This is a genomic window from Aquimarina latercula DSM 2041 (genome assembly GCF_000430645.1).
Lineage (GTDB): Bacteria > Bacteroidota > Bacteroidia > Flavobacteriales > Flavobacteriaceae > Aquimarina > Aquimarina latercula.
The window spans coordinates 186,147-205,514 of the sequence record NZ_KE387186.1 but is presented as its reverse complement, the minus strand read 5'-3'; the positions used below and the strand labels follow the sequence as shown (position 1 = coordinate 205,514).

General features: G+C 31.1%; 23 protein-coding genes. 13 read left to right on the top strand and 10 right to left on the bottom strand.

The window, feature by feature from the left end; all coding sequences use genetic code 11:
* The first annotated feature begins 22 nt into the window (after nucleotides 1-22).
* The 7 genes from H526_RS32250 to H526_RS0125450 all read left to right on the top strand — a co-directional run bounded on the left by H526_RS32250 (nucleotide 23) and on the right by H526_RS0125450 (nucleotide 4,294).
* A complete protein-coding gene (locus tag H526_RS32250) occupies nucleotides 23-274 on the top strand; it encodes a GTP cyclohydrolase II (RefSeq protein ID WP_027395531.1) in 252 nt (83 codons plus the stop codon).
* Nucleotides 271-903: a hypothetical protein gene (locus H526_RS31310; RefSeq protein WP_027395530.1), complete on the top strand. Its 633-nt coding sequence runs from the start codon at nucleotides 271-273 to the stop codon at nucleotides 901-903. Before H526_RS32250 ends, H526_RS31310 begins: the two co-directional genes overlap by 4 nt.
* A gap of 487 nt (nucleotides 904-1,390) precedes the next feature.
* Nucleotides 1,391-1,543: a hypothetical protein gene (locus H526_RS32020; protein WP_155839786.1), complete on the top strand. Its 153-nt coding sequence runs from the start codon at nucleotides 1,391-1,393 to the stop codon at nucleotides 1,541-1,543.
* 46 nt (nucleotides 1,544-1,589) lie between these two features.
* Nucleotides 1,590-1,754, top strand: coding sequence for a hypothetical protein (locus tag H526_RS32015; RefSeq protein WP_155839785.1), 165 nt, complete (start codon nucleotides 1,590-1,592; stop codon nucleotides 1,752-1,754).
* A gap of 222 nt (nucleotides 1,755-1,976) precedes the next feature.
* Nucleotides 1,977-2,843, top strand: a complete 867-nt coding sequence (locus H526_RS0125460; RefSeq protein WP_027395529.1) for an AraC family transcriptional regulator — start codon at nucleotides 1,977-1,979, stop codon at nucleotides 2,841-2,843.
* Nucleotides 2,844-2,939: 96 nt separating this feature from the next.
* Nucleotides 2,940-3,653 (top strand): pirin family protein, encoded by a 714-nt coding sequence (locus tag H526_RS0125455; protein ID WP_035086683.1) that lies wholly within the window; start codon nucleotides 2,940-2,942, stop codon nucleotides 3,651-3,653.
* Nucleotides 3,654-3,664: 11 nt separating this feature from the next.
* Complete coding sequence (locus H526_RS0125450; protein WP_027395527.1) at nucleotides 3,665-4,294, top strand: NAD(P)H-dependent oxidoreductase; 630 nt, start codon at nucleotides 3,665-3,667, stop codon at nucleotides 4,292-4,294.
* A 789-nt stretch (nucleotides 4,295-5,083) separates the two neighbouring features.
* Here H526_RS0125450 and rimO read toward each other — a convergent pair.
* A complete protein-coding gene (gene rimO, locus H526_RS0125445; RefSeq protein WP_027395526.1) occupies nucleotides 5,084-6,385 on the bottom strand; it encodes a 30S ribosomal protein S12 methylthiotransferase RimO in 1,302 nt (433 codons plus the stop codon).
* Nucleotides 6,386-6,522: 137 nt separating this feature from the next.
* Between rimO and H526_RS0125440 the strand changes: the two genes are divergently transcribed.
* The gene (locus H526_RS0125440) at nucleotides 6,523-7,620 is read left to right on the top strand and encodes a serine hydrolase domain-containing protein (RefSeq protein WP_027395525.1); all 1,098 of its coding nucleotides are present in this window, start codon (nucleotides 6,523-6,525) and stop codon (nucleotides 7,618-7,620) included.
* Here the strand turns inward: H526_RS0125440 and H526_RS0125435 are convergent.
* The 5 genes from H526_RS0125435 to rpmB all read right to left on the bottom strand — a co-directional run bounded on the left by H526_RS0125435 (nucleotide 7,617) and on the right by rpmB (nucleotide 11,065).
* Nucleotides 7,617-9,284 carry an amidase family protein gene (locus H526_RS0125435; protein ID WP_027395524.1) on the bottom strand — a complete coding sequence of 556 codons (1,668 nt, stop codon included), beginning with the start codon at nucleotides 9,282-9,284 and terminating at the stop codon, nucleotides 7,617-7,619. The genes H526_RS0125440 and H526_RS0125435 overlap by 4 nt on opposite strands.
* A 100-nt stretch (nucleotides 9,285-9,384) precedes the next feature.
* Nucleotides 9,385-10,338, bottom strand: a complete 954-nt coding sequence (ftsY, locus tag H526_RS0125430; RefSeq protein ID WP_027395523.1) for a signal recognition particle-docking protein FtsY — start codon at nucleotides 10,336-10,338, stop codon at nucleotides 9,385-9,387.
* Between the two features lie 123 nt (nucleotides 10,339-10,461).
* Nucleotides 10,462-10,614: a DUF4295 domain-containing protein gene (locus tag H526_RS31575; RefSeq protein WP_081415706.1), complete on the bottom strand. Its 153-nt coding sequence runs from the start codon at nucleotides 10,612-10,614 to the stop codon at nucleotides 10,462-10,464.
* Between the two features lie 4 nt (nucleotides 10,615-10,618).
* Nucleotides 10,619-10,801 carry a 50S ribosomal protein L33 gene (rpmG, locus tag H526_RS0125420; RefSeq protein ID WP_027395522.1) on the bottom strand — a complete coding sequence of 61 codons (183 nt, stop codon included), beginning with the start codon at nucleotides 10,799-10,801 and terminating at the stop codon, nucleotides 10,619-10,621.
* Nucleotides 10,802-10,825: 24 nt separating this feature from the next.
* Nucleotides 10,826-11,065, bottom strand: coding sequence for a 50S ribosomal protein L28 (gene rpmB, locus H526_RS0125415; protein ID WP_027395521.1), 240 nt, complete (start codon nucleotides 11,063-11,065; stop codon nucleotides 10,826-10,828).
* A 478-nt stretch (nucleotides 11,066-11,543) separates the two neighbouring features.
* Between rpmB and H526_RS0125410 the strand changes: the two genes are divergently transcribed.
* The 3 genes from H526_RS0125410 to H526_RS31305 all read left to right on the top strand — a co-directional run bounded on the left by H526_RS0125410 (nucleotide 11,544) and on the right by H526_RS31305 (nucleotide 13,132).
* Entirely contained in the window at nucleotides 11,544-11,945 is a 402-nt protein-coding gene (locus H526_RS0125410) for a hypothetical protein (protein ID WP_051336356.1), read from the top strand.
* A gap of 145 nt (nucleotides 11,946-12,090) precedes the next feature.
* Nucleotides 12,091-12,504, top strand: a complete 414-nt coding sequence (locus tag H526_RS0125405) for a hypothetical protein (RefSeq protein WP_027395519.1) — start codon at nucleotides 12,091-12,093, stop codon at nucleotides 12,502-12,504.
* A 226-nt stretch (nucleotides 12,505-12,730) separates the two neighbouring features.
* The gene (locus H526_RS31305; RefSeq protein WP_051336355.1) at nucleotides 12,731-13,132 is read left to right on the top strand and encodes a hypothetical protein; all 402 of its coding nucleotides are present in this window, start codon (nucleotides 12,731-12,733) and stop codon (nucleotides 13,130-13,132) included.
* 5 nt (nucleotides 13,133-13,137) lie between these two features.
* Here H526_RS31305 and H526_RS0125395 read toward each other — a convergent pair whose 3' ends face one another.
* The gene (locus tag H526_RS0125395) at nucleotides 13,138-14,379 is read right to left on the bottom strand and encodes a competence/damage-inducible protein A (RefSeq protein WP_027395518.1); all 1,242 of its coding nucleotides are present in this window, start codon (nucleotides 14,377-14,379) and stop codon (nucleotides 13,138-13,140) included.
* Nucleotides 14,380-14,381: 2 nt separating this feature from the next.
* A complete protein-coding gene (locus tag H526_RS0125390) occupies nucleotides 14,382-14,720 on the bottom strand; it encodes an Hpt domain-containing protein (RefSeq protein WP_027395517.1) in 339 nt (112 codons plus the stop codon).
* Nucleotides 14,721-15,054: 334 nt separating this feature from the next.
* Here H526_RS0125390 and H526_RS0125380 point away from each other — a divergent pair, with 334 nt between their 5' ends.
* A complete protein-coding gene (locus tag H526_RS0125380) occupies nucleotides 15,055-17,415 on the top strand; it encodes a TonB-dependent receptor (protein WP_027395516.1) in 2,361 nt (786 codons plus the stop codon).
* A gap of 2 nt (nucleotides 17,416-17,417) precedes the next feature.
* Nucleotides 17,418-17,888 carry a thioredoxin family protein gene (locus H526_RS0125375; protein WP_027395515.1) on the top strand — a complete coding sequence of 157 codons (471 nt, stop codon included), beginning with the start codon at nucleotides 17,418-17,420 and terminating at the stop codon, nucleotides 17,886-17,888.
* A gap of 1 nt (nucleotide 17,889) precedes the next feature.
* Here the strand turns inward: H526_RS0125375 and H526_RS0125370 are convergent, their stop codons facing one another.
* Together H526_RS0125370 and H526_RS0125365 are read right to left on the bottom strand one after the other, a co-directional pair.
* Nucleotides 17,890-18,501, bottom strand: coding sequence for a fumarylacetoacetate hydrolase family protein (locus H526_RS0125370; protein ID WP_027395514.1), 612 nt, complete (start codon nucleotides 18,499-18,501; stop codon nucleotides 17,890-17,892).
* Between the two features lie 18 nt (nucleotides 18,502-18,519).
* A complete protein-coding gene (locus H526_RS0125365) occupies nucleotides 18,520-19,299 on the bottom strand; it encodes a 3'-5' exonuclease (protein WP_027395513.1) in 780 nt (259 codons plus the stop codon).
* Nucleotides 19,300-19,368: the final 69 nt, after the last annotated feature.

The following is a 19,368-nucleotide window of genomic DNA, read 5'->3' as shown; positions in this document are numbered from 1 at the left end:
AGAATGTAACTGTCGTGAACAAATGGAAATTTCACAACAAATAATTCGAAAAAAAGGAACAGGATTTAAAAAAGATGCTAGGAACTTTTCTCCATCTGAAAAAACTCTAACTAATCATGGAGTTACTTCTATAACGATTTTAATTAAGAATCCTAAAAAAGTAGCTAAGCCAAGTAGACTAGGTATATACTACCACAGATATACAAGCTACCGTTGTATAGGCATAGTATCCTTAAATAATAAAGAAGATTTACATATGAATCAAGTATTATGAAAATAACTAATTTTTATGGAAATCTTCTTTATCAAACTGATTCTTACCCTTTAATCAGAGATCATTTAGATAAAATAGTGAACAGAATGTTAGAGGGTATGTTAGAAAACCAAGATGTGATCTTCCATGAAATAAATAATTACCACCCAGATTATTTAGGGATACCCATAGAAAAATTAAAAAAACTTAACCTGACTATTGATGATTGTAGAACCACTATAGCAAATGAATATGGTTTTAAAAATTGGAACGAAGTAGAAAAATTAAAAGATTCTTATGATCAAAACTTTGAAAAAGCTGTCAATTTATTAATTAACGGTGATTTTACAGAATTAAAAAGGCTTGTCACTAGCTATCCCGATTTAGTAACAAAAACATCAAAATACGGACACAAAGCTACATTATTAATTTATACAGCTAGTAATGGTGTAGAAATGTGGAGACAAAAAGCTCCCAAAAACCTTCCAGAAATCACACAATTTTTAATTGATCGAGGTGCTGACATACATGCTACTATATTTATATATGGAGGTTATTTTAATACTGCTGACCTATTAGCTACAAGTTCACATCCATTTGAAGCAGGAATCGGAGCAGAAATGATGAAAATTTTAAAATCAGAATCATAAAAAACAACCATCAAATAACATACATAATGATCGAATTTGAAATGATTATGTATAAATAGTACGCTTTCTTAAGTTTTAGAATTATCAACTATACAAAAAGAGGGAATTTACACATATAATAGTTTTAATGATGTTTATTTTTTTTGAAATATTATTATTAAAATAGCTTAAATAATAAATATAATTCAATTTTATACTAATTTTAGGCTCCAATATTACCATATTGTTAATTCAATCATTTTTACACTTTTATCACATTCTCAATACAAACAGCTAAAAACTAAGTATAATTTATAGATTCATTTCAATACCATATTAAATATTGATTTTTTTCCCTTTTTTATTAAAGACTGAACACTGTGTTTTTCTTCAAAAGCCCGTAAACAAAGGAGTGTTAAGATAATTTTATGATTTGCATTCAGTTTTTTGAATACATTTGCACTCGATTTTGAAAAAGTAGAACAAAACATAATTAATTTTTACTAAAATGATCAAAAAAATCCCATTTCTGTTTATGCTAGTTATTGCACTTGCATCTTGTGAAAAATCTTCTGTTGAAGAAGAAACATTTAGTGAAGAAAATGATAAACCTGAAATCGTACATATCCACGAAGAGGATAACCACGGATTAGGAGACTAAAAATAAAATACCTCAAAATAAAATTTAAATAATAAAACAAATCAAAATGAAAAAATTTACATTCTTATTAGTATTCGCATTAGCTACAACATTCGTTTCTTGTGAAAACGAAACAATCGAAAGTCAAGTTTTCAATGAAGAAGAAAACGATAACAATAACACAGATGATGAAAACACTGATGGTGATATTATTATCGGTGGTAATAACTAGTCACGTTACACATCTTTTTTGATAAAAATTAAAAAAGACACAATATTTATTAAAAAGGGAAAGCTCATCTAAGCTTTCCCTTTTTAATTATAAATATTTCACCCATATACTATCTAAATAGTTAAAAAACTATTAATTATAAATTATTCTATTTATGATTAATTAAAGTTCTAATATAGAGTCGTATATTAAAACAAAAAAAGTACTATCTAGGATTAACAAATGACTTCTATTAAGACGTATAAACTTACTGATGAAATAGATAACCACATAATGTTTGACATCAAAAAAATGGAAGACATTTATGATAAAACAGCTGGTAAAGTAGATTTACCTCATAGACATGATTTTTATATTATCATTTTAGTTTCTAAAGCTAAAGGTATACATATTATAGACTTCAACGAATTTACTCTAAAAGATCAACAAGCCTTTTTTATAAGTCCAGGGCAAGTCCATCAAATCAAAGAAGAAAAAAAATCTTATGGTTGGGTAATTACATTTTCCAGACAATTTCTGGTAAAAAATAATATCGATTATCGATTTATAGAGGATATTAATCTTTTTCAGGATTATGGCTATACTCCTCCACTTCCCTTAAATGAAAAACAATTAGCACAATTAAGCTTTTACAGTTCAGAAATCTTCGAAACACATCATTCTAATTCTAAGTTTAGATTAGAAGCGATAGGAGCGTTCGTAAAACTTTTTTTGATTTATAGTAACAACGTTTGTGATATTCATCCGAAAGATCCGCAACAATTACAAGCGGGATCTATGATACTTAAAGAATACAAAAACTTAGTGGAGCAACGTTTTTTCCAATGGCACAAAGTACATCAATATGCTAACGCATTGCACGTTACTCCGGATCACCTAAACAGAACTATAAAATCACTTATAGGCAAAACTGCAAAGGAATATTTACAATCTCGAATTATTATTGCTGCAAAAAGGTTATTAAGTTTTTCTGACAAAACGACTAAGGAGATTGGATATAATCTTGGATTTAGTGAACCAGCTAATTTTAGTAATTTTTTCAAAAAATGTACAAATATTACTCCTTCAAACTTTAGACAAAAAAACTAAAGATCGGATTTTTATAATATTCCTCCGCATTCTCATATTTTAAATCATAATTCAAAACTTGACCTTTGTAAAAGAATTATAAAGAAAGGATATATTATGAAAACGATCATGCATAAATCAGACACAAGAGGAATAGCAAATTTTGGCTGGTTAAATTCTCATCACTCTTTTAGTTTTGGAAATTATTATAATCCAGAAAGAATGAATTTTGGTGCACTTAGGGTTCTTAATGATGATACAGTTTCTGGAGGAATGGGGTTTGGTAAACATCCACATGATAATATGGAAATTATCTCTATACCTCTTGAAGGTGATCTAGAGCACAAGGACAGCATGGGGAACACCACTGTAATCAAAGAAGGTGATATTCAAGTAATGAGTGCGGGTACCGGTGTATTTCATAGCGAATACAATAAAAACCCTGACAAGAAAGTAAAGTTTTTACAAATATGGGTGACTCCAAACCAAAAAAATGTAACTCCTAGATATGATCAAATTACCATTGATCAAGAAAAAATAAAAAATAATTTACATCAAATATTATCACCTAATAAAGAAGACGATGGTGTATGGATTTATCAAAATACTTGGTTTCATATTGGCTATTTAGAAAAAGATAGTACACATACGTATACATTAAAAAACAAAGACAATGGCGTATACGTTTTTATACTAGAAGGAAACATTTCTATAGAAGGAACAATATTAGATAAAAGAGATGGATTAGGAATCTGGGATATAGAACAACTTCAAATTAGACCAAACGAATCTTCTAAAATATTAATAATGGAAGTCCCTATCACACAATAAAACAATAAATTATGAAATTATTAGAAAACCTAAATTGGCGGTACGCTACCAAAAAATTTGATCCAAAGAAGACAATATCGGGGTCCGATCTTGAAAAAATCAAAGAAGCAATTTCTCTTTCAGCATCATCTTATGGTTTACAAGCATATAAGGTATTGATTGTAACGAATCCAGAAATTCGACAAAAATTACAGCCGAAATCATGGGGGCAAACACAAGTTGTAGACGCATCACATTTAATTGTATTTTGTAACTATACAACTGTAAATGAAAAAGTAATCGATGATTATCTAAAGTTGAAAGCTGATACACAAAATTTAAACTTGGGTAACCTAAAAGGGTATGGTGACTTTATGAAATCTAAAATTACGGAATTACCTAGTGAAATCTTGAAAGCTTGGACTGCAAAACAGACCTATATTGGATTAGGAAACTTATTAGCTGCCTGTGCAGAACTTAAAATTGATGCCTGTCCGATGGAAGGTTTTGAACCCGAAGCATATGATGAGATATTAGGTTTATCCGAAAAAGGACTTTCTGCGGCAGTTATTGCCACAATTGGATACCGTTCGGAAGAAGATCCAACTCAACATGATAAAAAAGTACGTAAACCTTTACATGAATTATTTGAAACTATTTAATATATAAAACCAACATAGTGATAGGGGTCTGAAATTGAAATAATCAGACCTCTATTAATATTTTAAGAAATCTATCTATCTCCAAACAGGACAAAACCATAATTAATACATTATAATTAGAGTATTTATCTTTTTACTACAGAAATCTTAATACAACCCAGAATTTAAGACCTAATATTATCAAATTGTTAAGTTTAAAGTTTTTTTTACAAAAAACAACAATGAACTTAATTCAATAAAAACCTAAAAAAAATACATTCCAATAATAGTTTTTTTTATTATACTAATGATATCTTACCCCTTACCTTTACTACGTTACGAAAATCTCAAGTTATCATTTACCTCAATTATATTACTATAATGAACATCATCAGAAATTAAGAATTTCGTATCTCTTTTTTAAATACTTTTGCGCCCGAATAAAATTAAATTTAAAATACAGCGTTAACTATAAAACTTTGTCCCTTAATAAAATAAAGAAATAAAGTTCTCTCATAATTAGAATTAGCCAAAAAATCTAAAGAGTATTACGCGACAAAATCGAGGATCATTAAAATCCTCGATTTTTTTGTTTTAAACTGTAATTTGTTTGAACCATCTAAAAACCTATAGAGTCCAATATTCTATTTTTTTATATAACAATATGAAACCTGCAGTGAGTGCACCTAGGTGAAAAGAAAATTAATAACAATAATAACTGGATAAACAATATTTGATTAACCATTCATACTAACAAAACCCTAATTACAATATAGAATCAGATTAAAGAATAGCATTTTAGGAAGTTAATTAAACAACTTCTCCATATAAATCAAAATCTTCTGCTTCATATATCTTAACGGTTGTGTATTCTCCTGTTTTTAGATAAAACTTAGAAGCATCTATTAAAACCTCATTATCAACATCTGGAGAATCAAACTCAGTTCTACCAACAAAGTATTGTCCTTCTTTACGGTCAATAACAACCTTAAATTCTTGTCCTATCTTCTGTTGATTCAATTCCCAAGAGATTTGTGATTGTATTTCCATTATCTCATTGGCACGGTCCATTTTTACTTCCTCTGGTACATCATCTTCCAAGTTAAAAGCATGTGTGTTTTCTTCGTGAGAATATGTAAAACAACCTAAACGCTCAAAACGCATTTCTTTCACCCAATCTCTTAACGTCTCAAAATCCTCTTGTGTCTCTCCAGGATATCCGACAATCAATGTAGTACGAATTGTCATTTCCGGCACAGCCGCTCTAAATTCTTTTAAAAGCTTTGTAGTTTTAGCTTTTGTAGTTCCTCTTCGCATAGATTTAAGAACTGGATCCGCTATATGTTGTAATGGAATATCAATATAATTACAGATTTTGGGTTCCTTTCGCATTACTTCTAACACTTCCATTGGAAATCCGGTAGGAAATGCATAATGCAATCGAATCCATTCTATACCATCAACCTTTACCAATTCACGAAGTAAATCTGCTAACTTTCTTTCCTTATATAAATCTAACCCATAATATGTTAAATCCTGGGCGATTAAAACCAATTCTTTTACTCCATCTGCAGCCAACTTCTCTGCCTCCGTAACCAATTCTTCAATAGGAGTAGATTTATGTTTACCTCGCATCAACGGAATAGCACAAAAAGAACAAGGACGGTCACATCCTTCTGCTATTTTTAAATACGCATAATTCTTAGGAGTTGTTGTTAATCTTTCTCCAATAAGTTCATGCTTATAGTCTGCTCCTAAAGCCTTTAACAAACCTGGTAGTTCTGTAGTACCAAAATATTGATCTACATCTGGAATTTCCTTTTGTAAATCAGGCTTATATCTTTCGGATAAACAACCTGTAACAAAAACTTTATCTACAACACCTTGATCTTTTTTCTGTACGTACTCTAAAATAGTATTAACAGATTCCTCTTTAGCATTTGCTATAAAACCACAAGTGTTAATTACAACAACATTTCCTTCTTCTTCATGAACCACTTCTTTGTTATTGGCCTTTAGTTGTCCCATAAGAACCTCACTATCATACACATTCTTGCTACAACCTAATGTAACTACATTAATCTTATTCTTTTTTAAAGTCTTTGTTCTCATATCATCTGAATAAAGGTGTGCAAAGATACAATGAATAACCAAAGTTTTAGTACATAATGCTTAATAAGTCAATCAAGTAAAAAAAGTAAATTAAACCTTTTGTATATTGTGTAGTCTAAAATTCATACCCCCCAACTATGAAAACTAAAACGATTCCCTTTCTATTCCTTTTATTAATCACTATGCTTTCTTGTTCTGATGAAACCGAAGAAGTAATTTCCGAAGAACCAAATCCAAATCAAGATGAGTTATATTTTCCACCTATTAACTCTGAAGAATGGGAAAATACTTCAATTCTAGATTTAGAATGGAATATCAATGCAGAACAACCTCTTTATGATTTTCTTGAAGAAAAAAACACTAAAGCATTTATAATTCTTAAAAACGGAAAAATTGTAATCGAAAAATACTTTAATGGAGCCGCATCCTCAGATAATAATCCTTGGTACTCGGCCGGAAAAACATTGACTGCATTTACAATCGGAGTTGCACAACAAGACGATTTATTAAGTATTAATGAACCTTCTAACACATATTTAGGAACTCAATGGGCAAATCTAACCGCTTCTCAGGAACAGTCTATTACGATAAAAAATCACCTAACCATGACAACTGGTTTAGATTATACTGTTTCTAATCAAAACTGTACTGATTTTGAATGTTTAACATACCTTAATCAACCAGGTAATTTCTGGTATTATCATAATGCAACATATACCCTTCTTACTGATATCATAGCTCAAGCTACAAATACAGACTATAACACCTACTTTAACATCTCGGTGAAAAATAAAATTGGAATGAATGGCAGCTGGATTCGTCTAGGTTTTGCTCATATATACTACAGTACAGCAAGAAGCATGGCTCGATTTGGTCTGTTAAACCTTAACAAAGGAACTTGGGGTGACAACCAGATCCTTACTGATCAAAGCTATTTTACCGAAATGACCACTACTTCTCAAAATCTTAATGAATCTTATGGATATTTATGGTGGTTGAATGGTAAATCAAGTTTTAGAGCTCCAGCTTTCGAAAATCAATTCCCAGGAGAATTAATACCAGATGCACCCGATGACCTTATTGCAGGTTTAGGTAAAGATGATCAAAAACTATATGTAGTTCCTAGTCAGAATTTGGTAATTGTAAGAATGGGAAATGATTCTGGAGAATCATTATTAGGGCCATCAAGTTTCGATAATGATCTATGGATTAAAATTAATGAACTGATTAATTAATTATACTTTAATGGTGCTCGACGTTCTTTTGAAATTCGTTCATAAGCAAATGCCAATGCTAACAATTTATTTTCAGAAAATGACTTTGCAATAAAAGTTAAACTCTTAGGTTCTCCTTTATCCGTATAGCCCATCGGAACTGTTACGGCTGGATATTTGGCAACAGCAGCGTATCCAGCGTGATAATTATTTATGGATAAAATAGCATCCAAATTATGTTTATCTAGATGAGTATCAAAATAATTTCTAGACACACTCTTTAAATTTTCCTTGATCGTTTTCAATTCTTTTGTTGTCGTACTATCACTCATTATTCCTTCTAACAATGCTTGACCGTATGGCATTCTTATCAATGAGTCTTGCTGATTAAATGTAATAATATCTTCAATAGTTTTTATGGCGATACTATCACTTGCATAATTAGCTATATATTGAGGGAGATCGTGTTTCATATCGATATTTAAAATTGTCAAAAAACCAGGAAGATCAGTATTTTTAGGCTCTAACTCAAATATTTCTGCTCCTGAATTTTTAATATTTTTCACCGCTCCGGCATAGAGTGAATCTTTAAGATATGCTTTCAAGACGCCAAACTTTTTTCCTACTAAGTTGGTATTTGTAATTTCGGATAATGAAACTGTTTTTACCTGAACAGAGGCACTATCTGAAGTATCCTTACCCAAAAATGCATTATATAAAATTGCGTTATCAATCACTGATTTTGTCATAGGCCCTGGAGTATCTAACGTACTGGAAATAGGTACAATTCCACTTCTACTAAAAACTCCAATAGTAGGTTTTAATCCTACTACAGAGTTCTGACTCGAGGGAGACAATATAGAACCACTTGTTTCTGTCCCAATAGCTGCTACACAAAAATTCGCAGCAACAACGGCACCACTACCAGAACTAGATCCTCCGCTTTCGAAAACCATTCTACCATATGGGTTAAGAGTTTGACCTCCTATCGCACTATATCCAACAGGGCAGCCAATACAAAGAAAATATGCCCACTCGCTAAGGTTTGCTTTACCTAAAATTAATGCATTGTGATCTAATAAACGTTTCGTTATAAAAGCATTTTTTGTCTTATTCTTTTGCAACGCTATAGCACCCGCAGTTGTATACATATTGTTAGCACCAATATTATCTTTTAGTATGATTGGCATTCCAAAAACTGAATTAATATCGATGATATTTTTATCAACTTTATCCAACACTCTTGCCTGTTCTACTACTTTTGGGTTTAAAGATATCAACGCATTTAAAGAAAGTGAGTTGTCACTTTCATATTTTCTAATGCGATACAAATAAAAAAGCACCAATTTCTCATAGGTAAGCTCTCCTTGTTTTATACTTGTTTGCAAAGAAGGAATATCCTTTTCTAAAATGAGAGGTTTTAATGTATTATAATCTTCTTCAGAAAAATAATCCAATTCAGACTCTAACGATTTCCAAATCTTATTTTTATCTAAAACTTTAGAGTTTACAAGTTTTAAATGCATTCTTGATTGCTCTAAATCTAGTGTTGCTTTTAAATCTTCAGATTCATCATAAGACTCCCAAATTACTTTAGGTTGCAACTCTTTTTGCGATTTCTCTTTTTCTTTTTTACAAGAAATAAAAATTAAAACCGATATTAAAAAATATAGTACTTTCTTCATTGAACGAAGATTATCAAGGTATTTTCAAGAATGAAAATATAAAAAAAAGGTGCTATGCTTATAGCATAACACCTTTTTAACTATTCGGTAACAGTATTTACTACTTAAAAAAGGAGTCTACAAATTCGTATTTATTAAATACCTGAAGATCTTCAATCCCTTCTCCTACACCAATATATTTTACAGGAATCTGAAATTGATCACTAATTCCAATAACCACTCCTCCTTTTGCCGTTCCATCCAATTTAGTTACAGCTAATGAAGTTACTTCTGTAGCAGCTGTAAATTGTTTTGCTTGCTCAAATGCATTTTGACCAGTAGAACCATCTAAAACTAATAAAACATCATGAGGAGCATCTCCTACTACTTTCTGCATCACTCGCTTTACTTTGGTTAATTCATTCATCAAGTTTACTTTATTATGTAATCTACCGGCTGTATCTATAATAATCACATCTGCATCTTGATTTACTCCAGACTCTAACGTATCAAAGGCAACAGATGCTGGGTCACTACCCATATCTTGCTTTACAATAGGAACATCTACTCTATCCGCCCAAACTTGCAACTGGTCGATTGCGGCCGCTCTAAACGTGTCAGCTGCGCCTAAAACCACCTTTAAACCTTTTTTATTAAACTGATAAGCCAATTTACCTATAGTAGTAGTTTTTCCAACACCATTTACGCCTACCACCATTAAAACATATGGTTTTTTATTTGCTGGAATCTCAAAATCCGTAGCTTCTCCTGAATTAGTTTCAGAAAGTAAACCTGCAATCTCTTCTCTAAGAATTTGATTTAATTCTTCTGTCCCCAAATATTTATCCTTTGCTACGCGGTTTTCTATTCTTTCTATAACTTTTATGGTAGTTTTCACTCCCACATCACTAGTAACCAAAACTTCTTCAAGGTTATCTAATACATCATCATCTACCTTAGATTTACCGGCAACTGCCTTACTTAATTTAGAAAAAAAGGTGGTTTTAGATTTCTCTAACCCTTTATCTAGGGTTTCTTTTTTCTCAGAAGAGAATATTTTTTTAAACAAACTCATGTGTTATATTCAGAATGCTAATAAGTTAAATATGGATATATCCATAAAATCGTATAAATATAAAAAGAAAGAGCCATTCCAATAAAATTGAAACGGCTTCTTTTTAAAATATTTTCTTACGAATTACTTTTTCTTAAAAAAGTCATTTACTGCATCAGGCTGCATAATAGACTCTACAAAAGTATATGCTCCCGTTTTTGGAGATTTAACCATCTTAATAGCTTTGGTCAATCTCTTTGATCCTGTCTGTAACGATGCTACTGATTTCTTTGCCATTGTCTTATTTTATTTCTTTATGAACAGTCATTTTTTTAAGAATAGGATTAAATTTCTTTATTTCCATTCTATCAGGAGTGTTCTTTTTGTTTTTCGTTGTAATATATCTTGATGTACCTGGTTTACCAGAAGCTTTATGCTCTGTACATTCTAAGATTACCTGAACTCTATTACCTTTCTTTGCCATTATAGTATCTTTTTAGAAGCTGAATTATTTTGTTAAGAAACCTTTAGCTTTTGCTTCTTTTAAAACAGCAGCAATACCGTTTTTATTTATATTTTTTAACGCTGCAGTAGACACCTTAAGTGTTACCCAACGATCTTCATCAGGAATATAAAAACGCTTTTTTATTAAATTCGCGTTGAATTTACGTTTTGTTTTATTCATCGCATGAGAAACGTTATTTCCCACCATCGCTTTTTTACCTGTAAGCTCGCAAACTCTTGACATCTCTTCTTAATTTTGGTATTATTTCAAAACAGGGTGCAAATTAACGAATTATTTACCGAACCACCAATAATAGTTTTGTAATTTTTTCTGTTTTTTCAAAAAAAACTCATTTAAAGTATTACAACGCTACTATTAAAGAGGTTAATGTAAAAAAGCACCTTATAATCAGGTAATACAAAGATACCGCTATTAGTTTTTAACTACATCAACACTTTCTATTTAAAAACACGTATTTATACCTGTATAGTAAATCAAAGATTAGAATTAATTTTACACCAGTTAGTTTTCATAACTGTAACTAACTACTTGATATGGGGTAATTGAGTAGTAAACAAGCGGATCTTAGGATCCGCTTTTTTTGTACTAAAGTTTAGATCAAAAAATCAAACTCCAAATACTGTTAAGGAAAACATAAAATACCTTATTATTTATTACCATTATATACCGTCTAAATTGTATATTAGAAAAAAATAATGCGATGCTACCGGACAACAATAATAATTTCATTCGTACACATGAGCTTGATATAGGGTCTTTTCATTTTTATAAAAATTACTTAGTTTCTGAAATGAAAGAGGGAGCTTCCATAAATTATGACAAAGCAAATAAATTATTTTTGTTAGCAAAGGAGTATTATGGAATCAGCACCCCTTTTGTATACATTACGAATAGAATCAATTCTTACTCTTTTGAACCCACTACTCATTTCAAATCCGGGAAGTTATTCCCAAATTTAAAAGGATATGGTGTCGTAACTTACAATGCAATTAATAACAAAATAGCTTCTTTAGAACAATCCTTTCTTGATGTTCCAACCAAAATATTTGACAATCTAAAGGAAGCGGTACTTTGGGTAGACGAAATAATTACAGTTGATTAAATCCATCATTACACCTGATTGTATTTAATTATTTTTAAAAAATTAACTAAAAACATAAAACTGTATTGTTTTAAAGCTGTTAAATCGACCTTTTCTATGAAAATGAGTATATTACAACGGTAATTGGAAAACATTTTATTTAGACATGATTCATGATTTTAACAAAAAGCTTCTTCACAAGCATGAGCTTGCTATTGGATTATTTTACTTTTATAAGAATCATATTATTTCTGAAGTAAAAGAAGGAGTTACCCTAACCTTCGAAAATTGCAGTGAATTATTTGAGATAATTCATTCTTATTATGGAACCTCTACTCCATTTGTATATATTTCTAATAGAAAAAATTCATATTCCTTTGTTCCTACTGGACATTTTAAATCATCTAAATTATTTCCCAACTTTATTGGGTATGGTGTAGTAACTTATGATGCTATTAACACCAAGGTAGCAACTCTTGAACAGTCTTTCCTAGAAAATGAAACTAAAATTTTTGATGATCTCAATGAAGCTTTGTTATGGGCACAAGAACTTATTAAACCACTATCAGATCTTGATTAACCTTTAAAGTAACATAAGTTAAATACACTTAAGTTTTTTACAAAAAAGCAATGTCCTCAATATCTAAGTCAATAGCATCTAATTTATAAGTAGCTGATTAGCATCCTAAACAACTAAAACGTTTGAAATTCACAAAAATTTCATAAAATATTGAAATTCAGCATTTAAAAAGAAATTATCTACTTAAGAACTCGACCGATTCATAACTAATAAAAAGACAAAAGTTATGACCATCAACACAAACAACACTTTAATAGAACGATATGACCTGAAACTAGGTACTTACTATATTTATGACAACTATATTATTGCAGAAATAAAAGAGGGGGTTACCATTACATTAGGAAAGCTTCAGGATCTCATCCCTATAGTACAAAAACACTTTGGAAACGGACAACCATTCACATACATATCCAATAGAATAAATTCTCACTCTATAATCCCAACGGATTATTTAGATTGTCCATTTTTATATATGGATAATTTTAAAGGATACGGAGTAATTACTTATAACCTATTAACTGAAAAATCCACTGAAATTGAAAAGCATTTTGCACAGAAACCATTTTATAATTTTAGTAATTTAGAAGAGGCGATCATATGGTCAAAAGAACTACTAAATGGTTAACAAAACTAGCTCAATTCATCAAGAAGAAGCTCAAAAGATTTATTAACAGCCTTACCTATAGTGCGCTCTCTGTTATTGCTAAATACAAATTTCTTAGAAAAAACTCTTTCTGGTGTGGCTATCGCAATAAAAACTGTTCCCACTTCGACATCACCATCTCCTTTTGTTGGACCAGCGTTTCCTGTTGTAGCAATAGCATAATCGGATTTAAATTTATCTTTTGCACCCAAAGCCATAGCCTCTGCAACTTCTTTACTTGTAACAGTAAACTGTTTTATTATTTCCTCTGAAACCCCTAAAATATCACTTTTGGATTGAGTAGCATACGTTACTGCTCCTCCTTTAAAAAATGAAGATGTCCCAGGATAAGAAGTAATAGACTGTGCAATTTTACCTCCTGTACAACTTTCTGCAACAGCAAGAAAATGTCCTTGAGAGGTCAATATTTTACCAATTAACACCTCAATAGATTCATCTTCTTCATAACCAACAATAATATCACCAATAAGAACCTTTAAATCAACTATTCTTTCTTCAATGGTATCAATTAACAATTTCTCATTTGTTCCACGTGCAGAAAGTCGCAATCTAACTCTTCCTAGATTTGGTAAATAAGCCAATTTAATAAAGGCTGGTAAATCATCTTCCCAGGCCTCTATTTTTTCAGCAATTGCACTTTCTCCTAGTCCATAAGTCAGCACTGTCTTATGAATTATAAATGGTCTATCAAATCGTTCTTGAAGTTTTGGCAACACCTCATCCGTCATAAGGTTTTTCATCTCAAAGGGAACGCCTGGCATAGACACAAAAACTGTCTCATCTTTCTCCAACCACATACCAGGAGCTGTCCCATATTGATTCATCAATACTATAGAAGTACTAGGAACAAGTGCCTGCATTCGATTAATATCAGTAATTGGAGTTTGTATATACTTTGCGAAAATCGATTCGATATGTCGTAAAACCTTTTCATTTTGAACCAATGCATCATCAAAAAATTCACAAATAGTGTGCTTCGTAATATCATCCTTAGTAGGTCCTAAACCACCAGTAATAAGCACAATATCCACTCTGTTTTTTGCTTCTTCTAGTGCATTGAGAATATGTTGCTTATCATCTTGAATAGAAGTAATCTGATAAACATCAACACCTATTTTATTAAGTTCTTTTCCTATAAAAGCGGAATTAGAATCTACAATCTGTCCAATAAGAATTTCGTCTCCTATGGTAATTATTTCTGCAAGCATATTTATTGAAAATCAACTTTCAGGTCTTCAATTGCACCATTAACAGTTGCCGTAATATGATCAAGAATAGAAGATATTTCAGATTGATCCATACCAGATTTTGACCAAGCTTCAACTTGTTTAATTTCTTTTAAAAGATCAATTCCAAATAATTGTAGATTAGGTTTCATTTTATGAGCGAATTGATAGGCAGTCTTAGGATCGTTATCTTTAACTGCTTGCCCCATACCTTCAAGATCAGGAGGTATTTCTTCTAAAAACGTTTGAACCAATACTGTTATAAATTCATCATCACCACCTGATAATTCATTTACACTCTCTAAGCTGTAACTTTTACTCATTTACTTAATTATAATTGAAAAAAATTATTATCCTTCTATAAAACCAATCAATAAATATTGTGCTTTTATTGCAAACCTTCTAATTGGTCTTCCTGTAAAGATAACATCTCCAATCTTCAAACTAAAATATTTCATTGATTATTCTTTAATCAAATTATAAAATAACGAGTTCAAAAGATCTATTATAACTATAAATATAGGTTATCCCAATATAAAAAATTTAATAAACTTAAACTAAACTAAAATATACTTTATTATTTGTTAAAACAATTTGTTAGTCTTAACTAACTTTTTAAATTTGCCGAAACTAATAAAGAAGCCATAGTATTTAATTATGAAACCATTTCTATTCTTTTTAACCATAATAAACTCTTATTTATTAATAGGTCAAACAGGAAACCTAAAAGGCAACATTAACACAACTGAATCTTCATTACCTTATGCTAACATAACAATATCGAACCCTTCTTTTAATACATATACATCTGCGGATGGAGACGGCTTTTTTGAAATCAAAAATATTCCTACAGGAGATTACCACATAAAAATCAGCTCTTTAGGACATCAGACTTTGACAGAAAACATTACAATAACAACTAATAATCCAGTAAAAAAATTCATTCTTAGAGAAGATCGTTTAAATCTAGATCAAGTCGTAGTAAGCGCCACTAGAAATAGAGTAAATCGAAAAAACGCTCCTGTGGTTGTAAATGTTTTAAGTCCAAAACTACTAGAAGCTACCCAATCAATATCAATCTCCGAGGGTTTGAACTATTCTCCAGGGGTTAGAGTCGAAAACAATTGTCAAAACTGTGGATTCACCCAAGTAAGACTTAATGGATTAGATGGTAGTTACACCCAGGTATTAATAAATAGCAGAGCTGTTTTTAGTGCACTAAATAGTGTTTATGGACTAGAACAAATACCTACCAACATTGTTGAACGTATTGAAGTAGTAAGAAGTGGTGGTTCCGCCCTTTATGGTTCTAATGCTATTGCAGGAACCATAAATATAATAACCAAAGATCCAGTTCTAAACACATGGGAAATAGGAACATACCTAGGTCTTATAGATGGAGAAATTCCTGATCGCTCTTTAAACTTCAACGCATCTCTTGTAAGTGATGATTTAATGTCTGGAATTACAGTATTTGGATTAAATAGAGACCGAGAAGAGTTTGATGCTAATAATGACGGATTCACAGAATTAACAACGCTACAAAATACTACTTTTGGGCTAAAAACATTCCTAAAACCAAATGATCGAAGTAAAATTTCATTAGACCTAACCACTATTAAAGAATATCGTCGTGGAGGAGATCGTCTTGACCTTGCTCCTCATTTTACGGATATTACAGAAGAACTAGATCACAATACTTTTTTAGGAGGTTTAACATACGAACTAGAAAACAAAAAAGGAACAAACAACTTATCAATCTACACCTCTGGTCAATATACTGACAGAGATAGTTATTATGGTGGATTAGGTGGTTCTAGAACTAGACAAGATAGTATTCTTGCGCTAAACTCATACGGGATTACCAAGGATTTGGCTTTGCTTACAGGTTTTCAATTCACTCAAAATTTAAAAAATAAGGATATTATTACAATAGGAACGGAGTACAACATTAGCGATACCGAAGATATTATTGCAGGATATAACCGATTAATTGATCAACAAGTTCATACTATTGGTTCTTACGCTCAGTACGAGTGGAAACCGAACAACGATTTCACAGCACTTCTAGGAACTAGACTCGATTATGTAAATGTTGATGGCGCATACAATATAGGCGGAATTTCTCGAGACGTCTCTATAAAACAAACTGTACTAAGTCCAAGAATAACTATATCGTACAACATTCTTAATTCTTTAAAATTTAGAGGAGGGTATGCTAGAGGATTTAGAGCCCCACAAGCGTTTAATGAAGATTTGCACATCTCATCAGTTGGTGGAGAACCTCAGTTTGTCATTTTATCAGAAAACTTAGATACAGAATTTTCTAATGCGTTTACAGCTTCTTTAAATTACACAAAAAACATACAAAAGGTTCAAGCAGACTTTTTACTTGAAGGATTTTATACAAGTCTTGAAGATCCTTTTACTTTAGTTAGCACCGGTGCAGTTCTTGAAAACGGTTCTATTCTTGAAGAAGTAAGGAATGGATCAGGAGCGAAGGTATTTGGAACTAATTTTGAAATCGGTATATCTCCATCAAAAGAATGGCGATTCCAATTAGGCGGAACCGTTCAAAAAGCATCTTATAATGAAAGTCAAATACTTTTTGAAATAGATGGTAGTATACCCGGAGAAAATAATGTAGCTGTAAACGAATTCATAAGAAACCCGAATACGTATGGCTATCTAAATACATCCTGGATTCCTAGCGAGCGATTTAATATAGATGTTACTGGTACTTACACAGGAGGAATGACAGTTCCCAGAGTTATAAGTGAATCTGGTTTTTTAGATCTAGTAGATACAGATTCATTTTTTGATATGAATTTAAAACTTGAATATCACTCAGATATTTCGGATAACTTTCAAATTACATTTAGCGGAGGTATTAAAAACATATTTAATAGCTACCAAGATGATTTTGATATCGGACCACTTCGGGATTCTGATTATATTTATGGTCCTGGAACTCCTAGAACATTCTTTATAGGGATAAAATTTGGTAAACTTCATTAGTTATGAAATTTTTAAAAATCATACTGTTCTTTTTCTTGATAATAATCTTAAAAACAGAAGCTCAAGAAAACAAAACCATTAATTGGATCACTTTTGAGCAATTAGATGATTCTCTTGCCGTAAAGCCAAAAAAAGTAATTATCAATTTTTATGCAGATTGGTGTGTTTACTGTAAGAAAATGGATCGAGTTGTATATACCAAACCAGAGATTATAGAAAAAATATCTAAGGATTATTATGCCGTAAAAATGGATGCAGAGAGCAGAGATACAATTAATTTTGACGGTTCAATTTTCACAAACAAGAATTATACTACCTCGAGAAATGCAATCCACGAAATTCCAGCATTATTAGCATCTAGAAAGGACACTACTTTCTCTTTACCTGCAATTATTTTTTTAGACGAAAATTTTACGGTAAGAAAACGTTATTTCGAATATATGAGTCCAAAGAAAATGTTATCAACACTTTAGACTATTTTACTTTAATTGAAAAAAATTCCTTTTCTTCGATATAGCCTTTCAGGTTATCATTTGTTTTTACCGCTCCTACGCCCGCCGGCGTACCTGTAAAAATAATATCTCCAATTTTCAAGGTAAAATATTGTGACACATAGGCTATAAGCTCATCAATTTTCCACAACATTAATTTTGTATTTCCTTCCTGTACAATTTCTTCGTTTTTTTCTAAGCGGAAATTGATATTATTCACATCAGAAAACTCATTTTTATCAATCCATTTCCCTACTACAGCCGCGCCATCAAAAGCCTTAGATTTTTCCCAAGGCAATCCCTTTGCCTTAAGCTTACTTTGTAAATCTCTTGCTGTAAAATCTATCCCAAGTCCAATTTTATCATAATATTTATGAGCAAATTTTTTATCAATATACTTTCCTAATTTTTTAATTTTTACTAAAATTTCTACTTCATGATGTATATCATTAGAAAAATCAGGAATAAAAAAAGGCTGTTTCTTTAAAAGAATTGAAGTGTCAGGTTTCATAAAAACCACTGGATCAGTTGGTTTTTCATTTTCCAATTCTTCTATATGATCCGTATAGTTGCGCCCAATACAAATAATCTTCATAAAAATTGGTGATAACAGTTATAGCTTAAGACTATTATTTAACTTACGAAGTCTTACAGCTGTAAGCACTTTTTTGGTATATAAAGGAAAATCAGCATTCTGCAACCAACCAAAATAACCTGGTTCATCTTCCATTACTTTTTCGACTAATTTACCTTTATGCTTTCCAAAAGAAAATATCTCTCTTCCTTCTTTGTCATAAGCAATAAAGCCAGCGAAATCCGCAAATTGCTTTCTAGAACTAAACTCTGCTAAAAATTTTGTGTCATTTTCTAATTCTGGATATCTATCTAACTGTGCTTTTAAGACTTCATACGTTGCATTGGTATCAGCCTCAGCAGAATGTGCATCTTCTAAATCTTTATCACAGTAAAACTTATAAGCCGCAGCCAAGGTTCTTTTTTCCATTTTATGAAAAATCGTCTGAACATCTACTGCTACTGTATTTTTCATATCAAAATCTACATCAGCACGTAACAATTCTTCTGCCAATAAAGGAATATCAAACCTGTTAGAATTAAAACCTCCCAGATCACAACCCTTTATCATATCACTAACTATACTTGCTAATTGTTTAAAAGTTGGTTCATTAGCTACTTTTTCATTTGTAATCCCGTGTACTTCTGTAGTTTCTGGCGGAATTGGCATCTCTGGATTAACAAGCCAAGTCTTACTCTCCTTATTTCCATTCGGAAAAACTTTAAGAATAGAGATTTCCACGATTCGATCTTTAGAAATATTTATACCGGTTGTTTCCAGATCAAAGAAACAGATCGGTCTTTTTAACGTAAGCTCCATAAATTGATTGTGTGCCTCAAAGATAATAGGTATATGCCACAATCCGCAATAGTCTTGTTTTTTTTAACA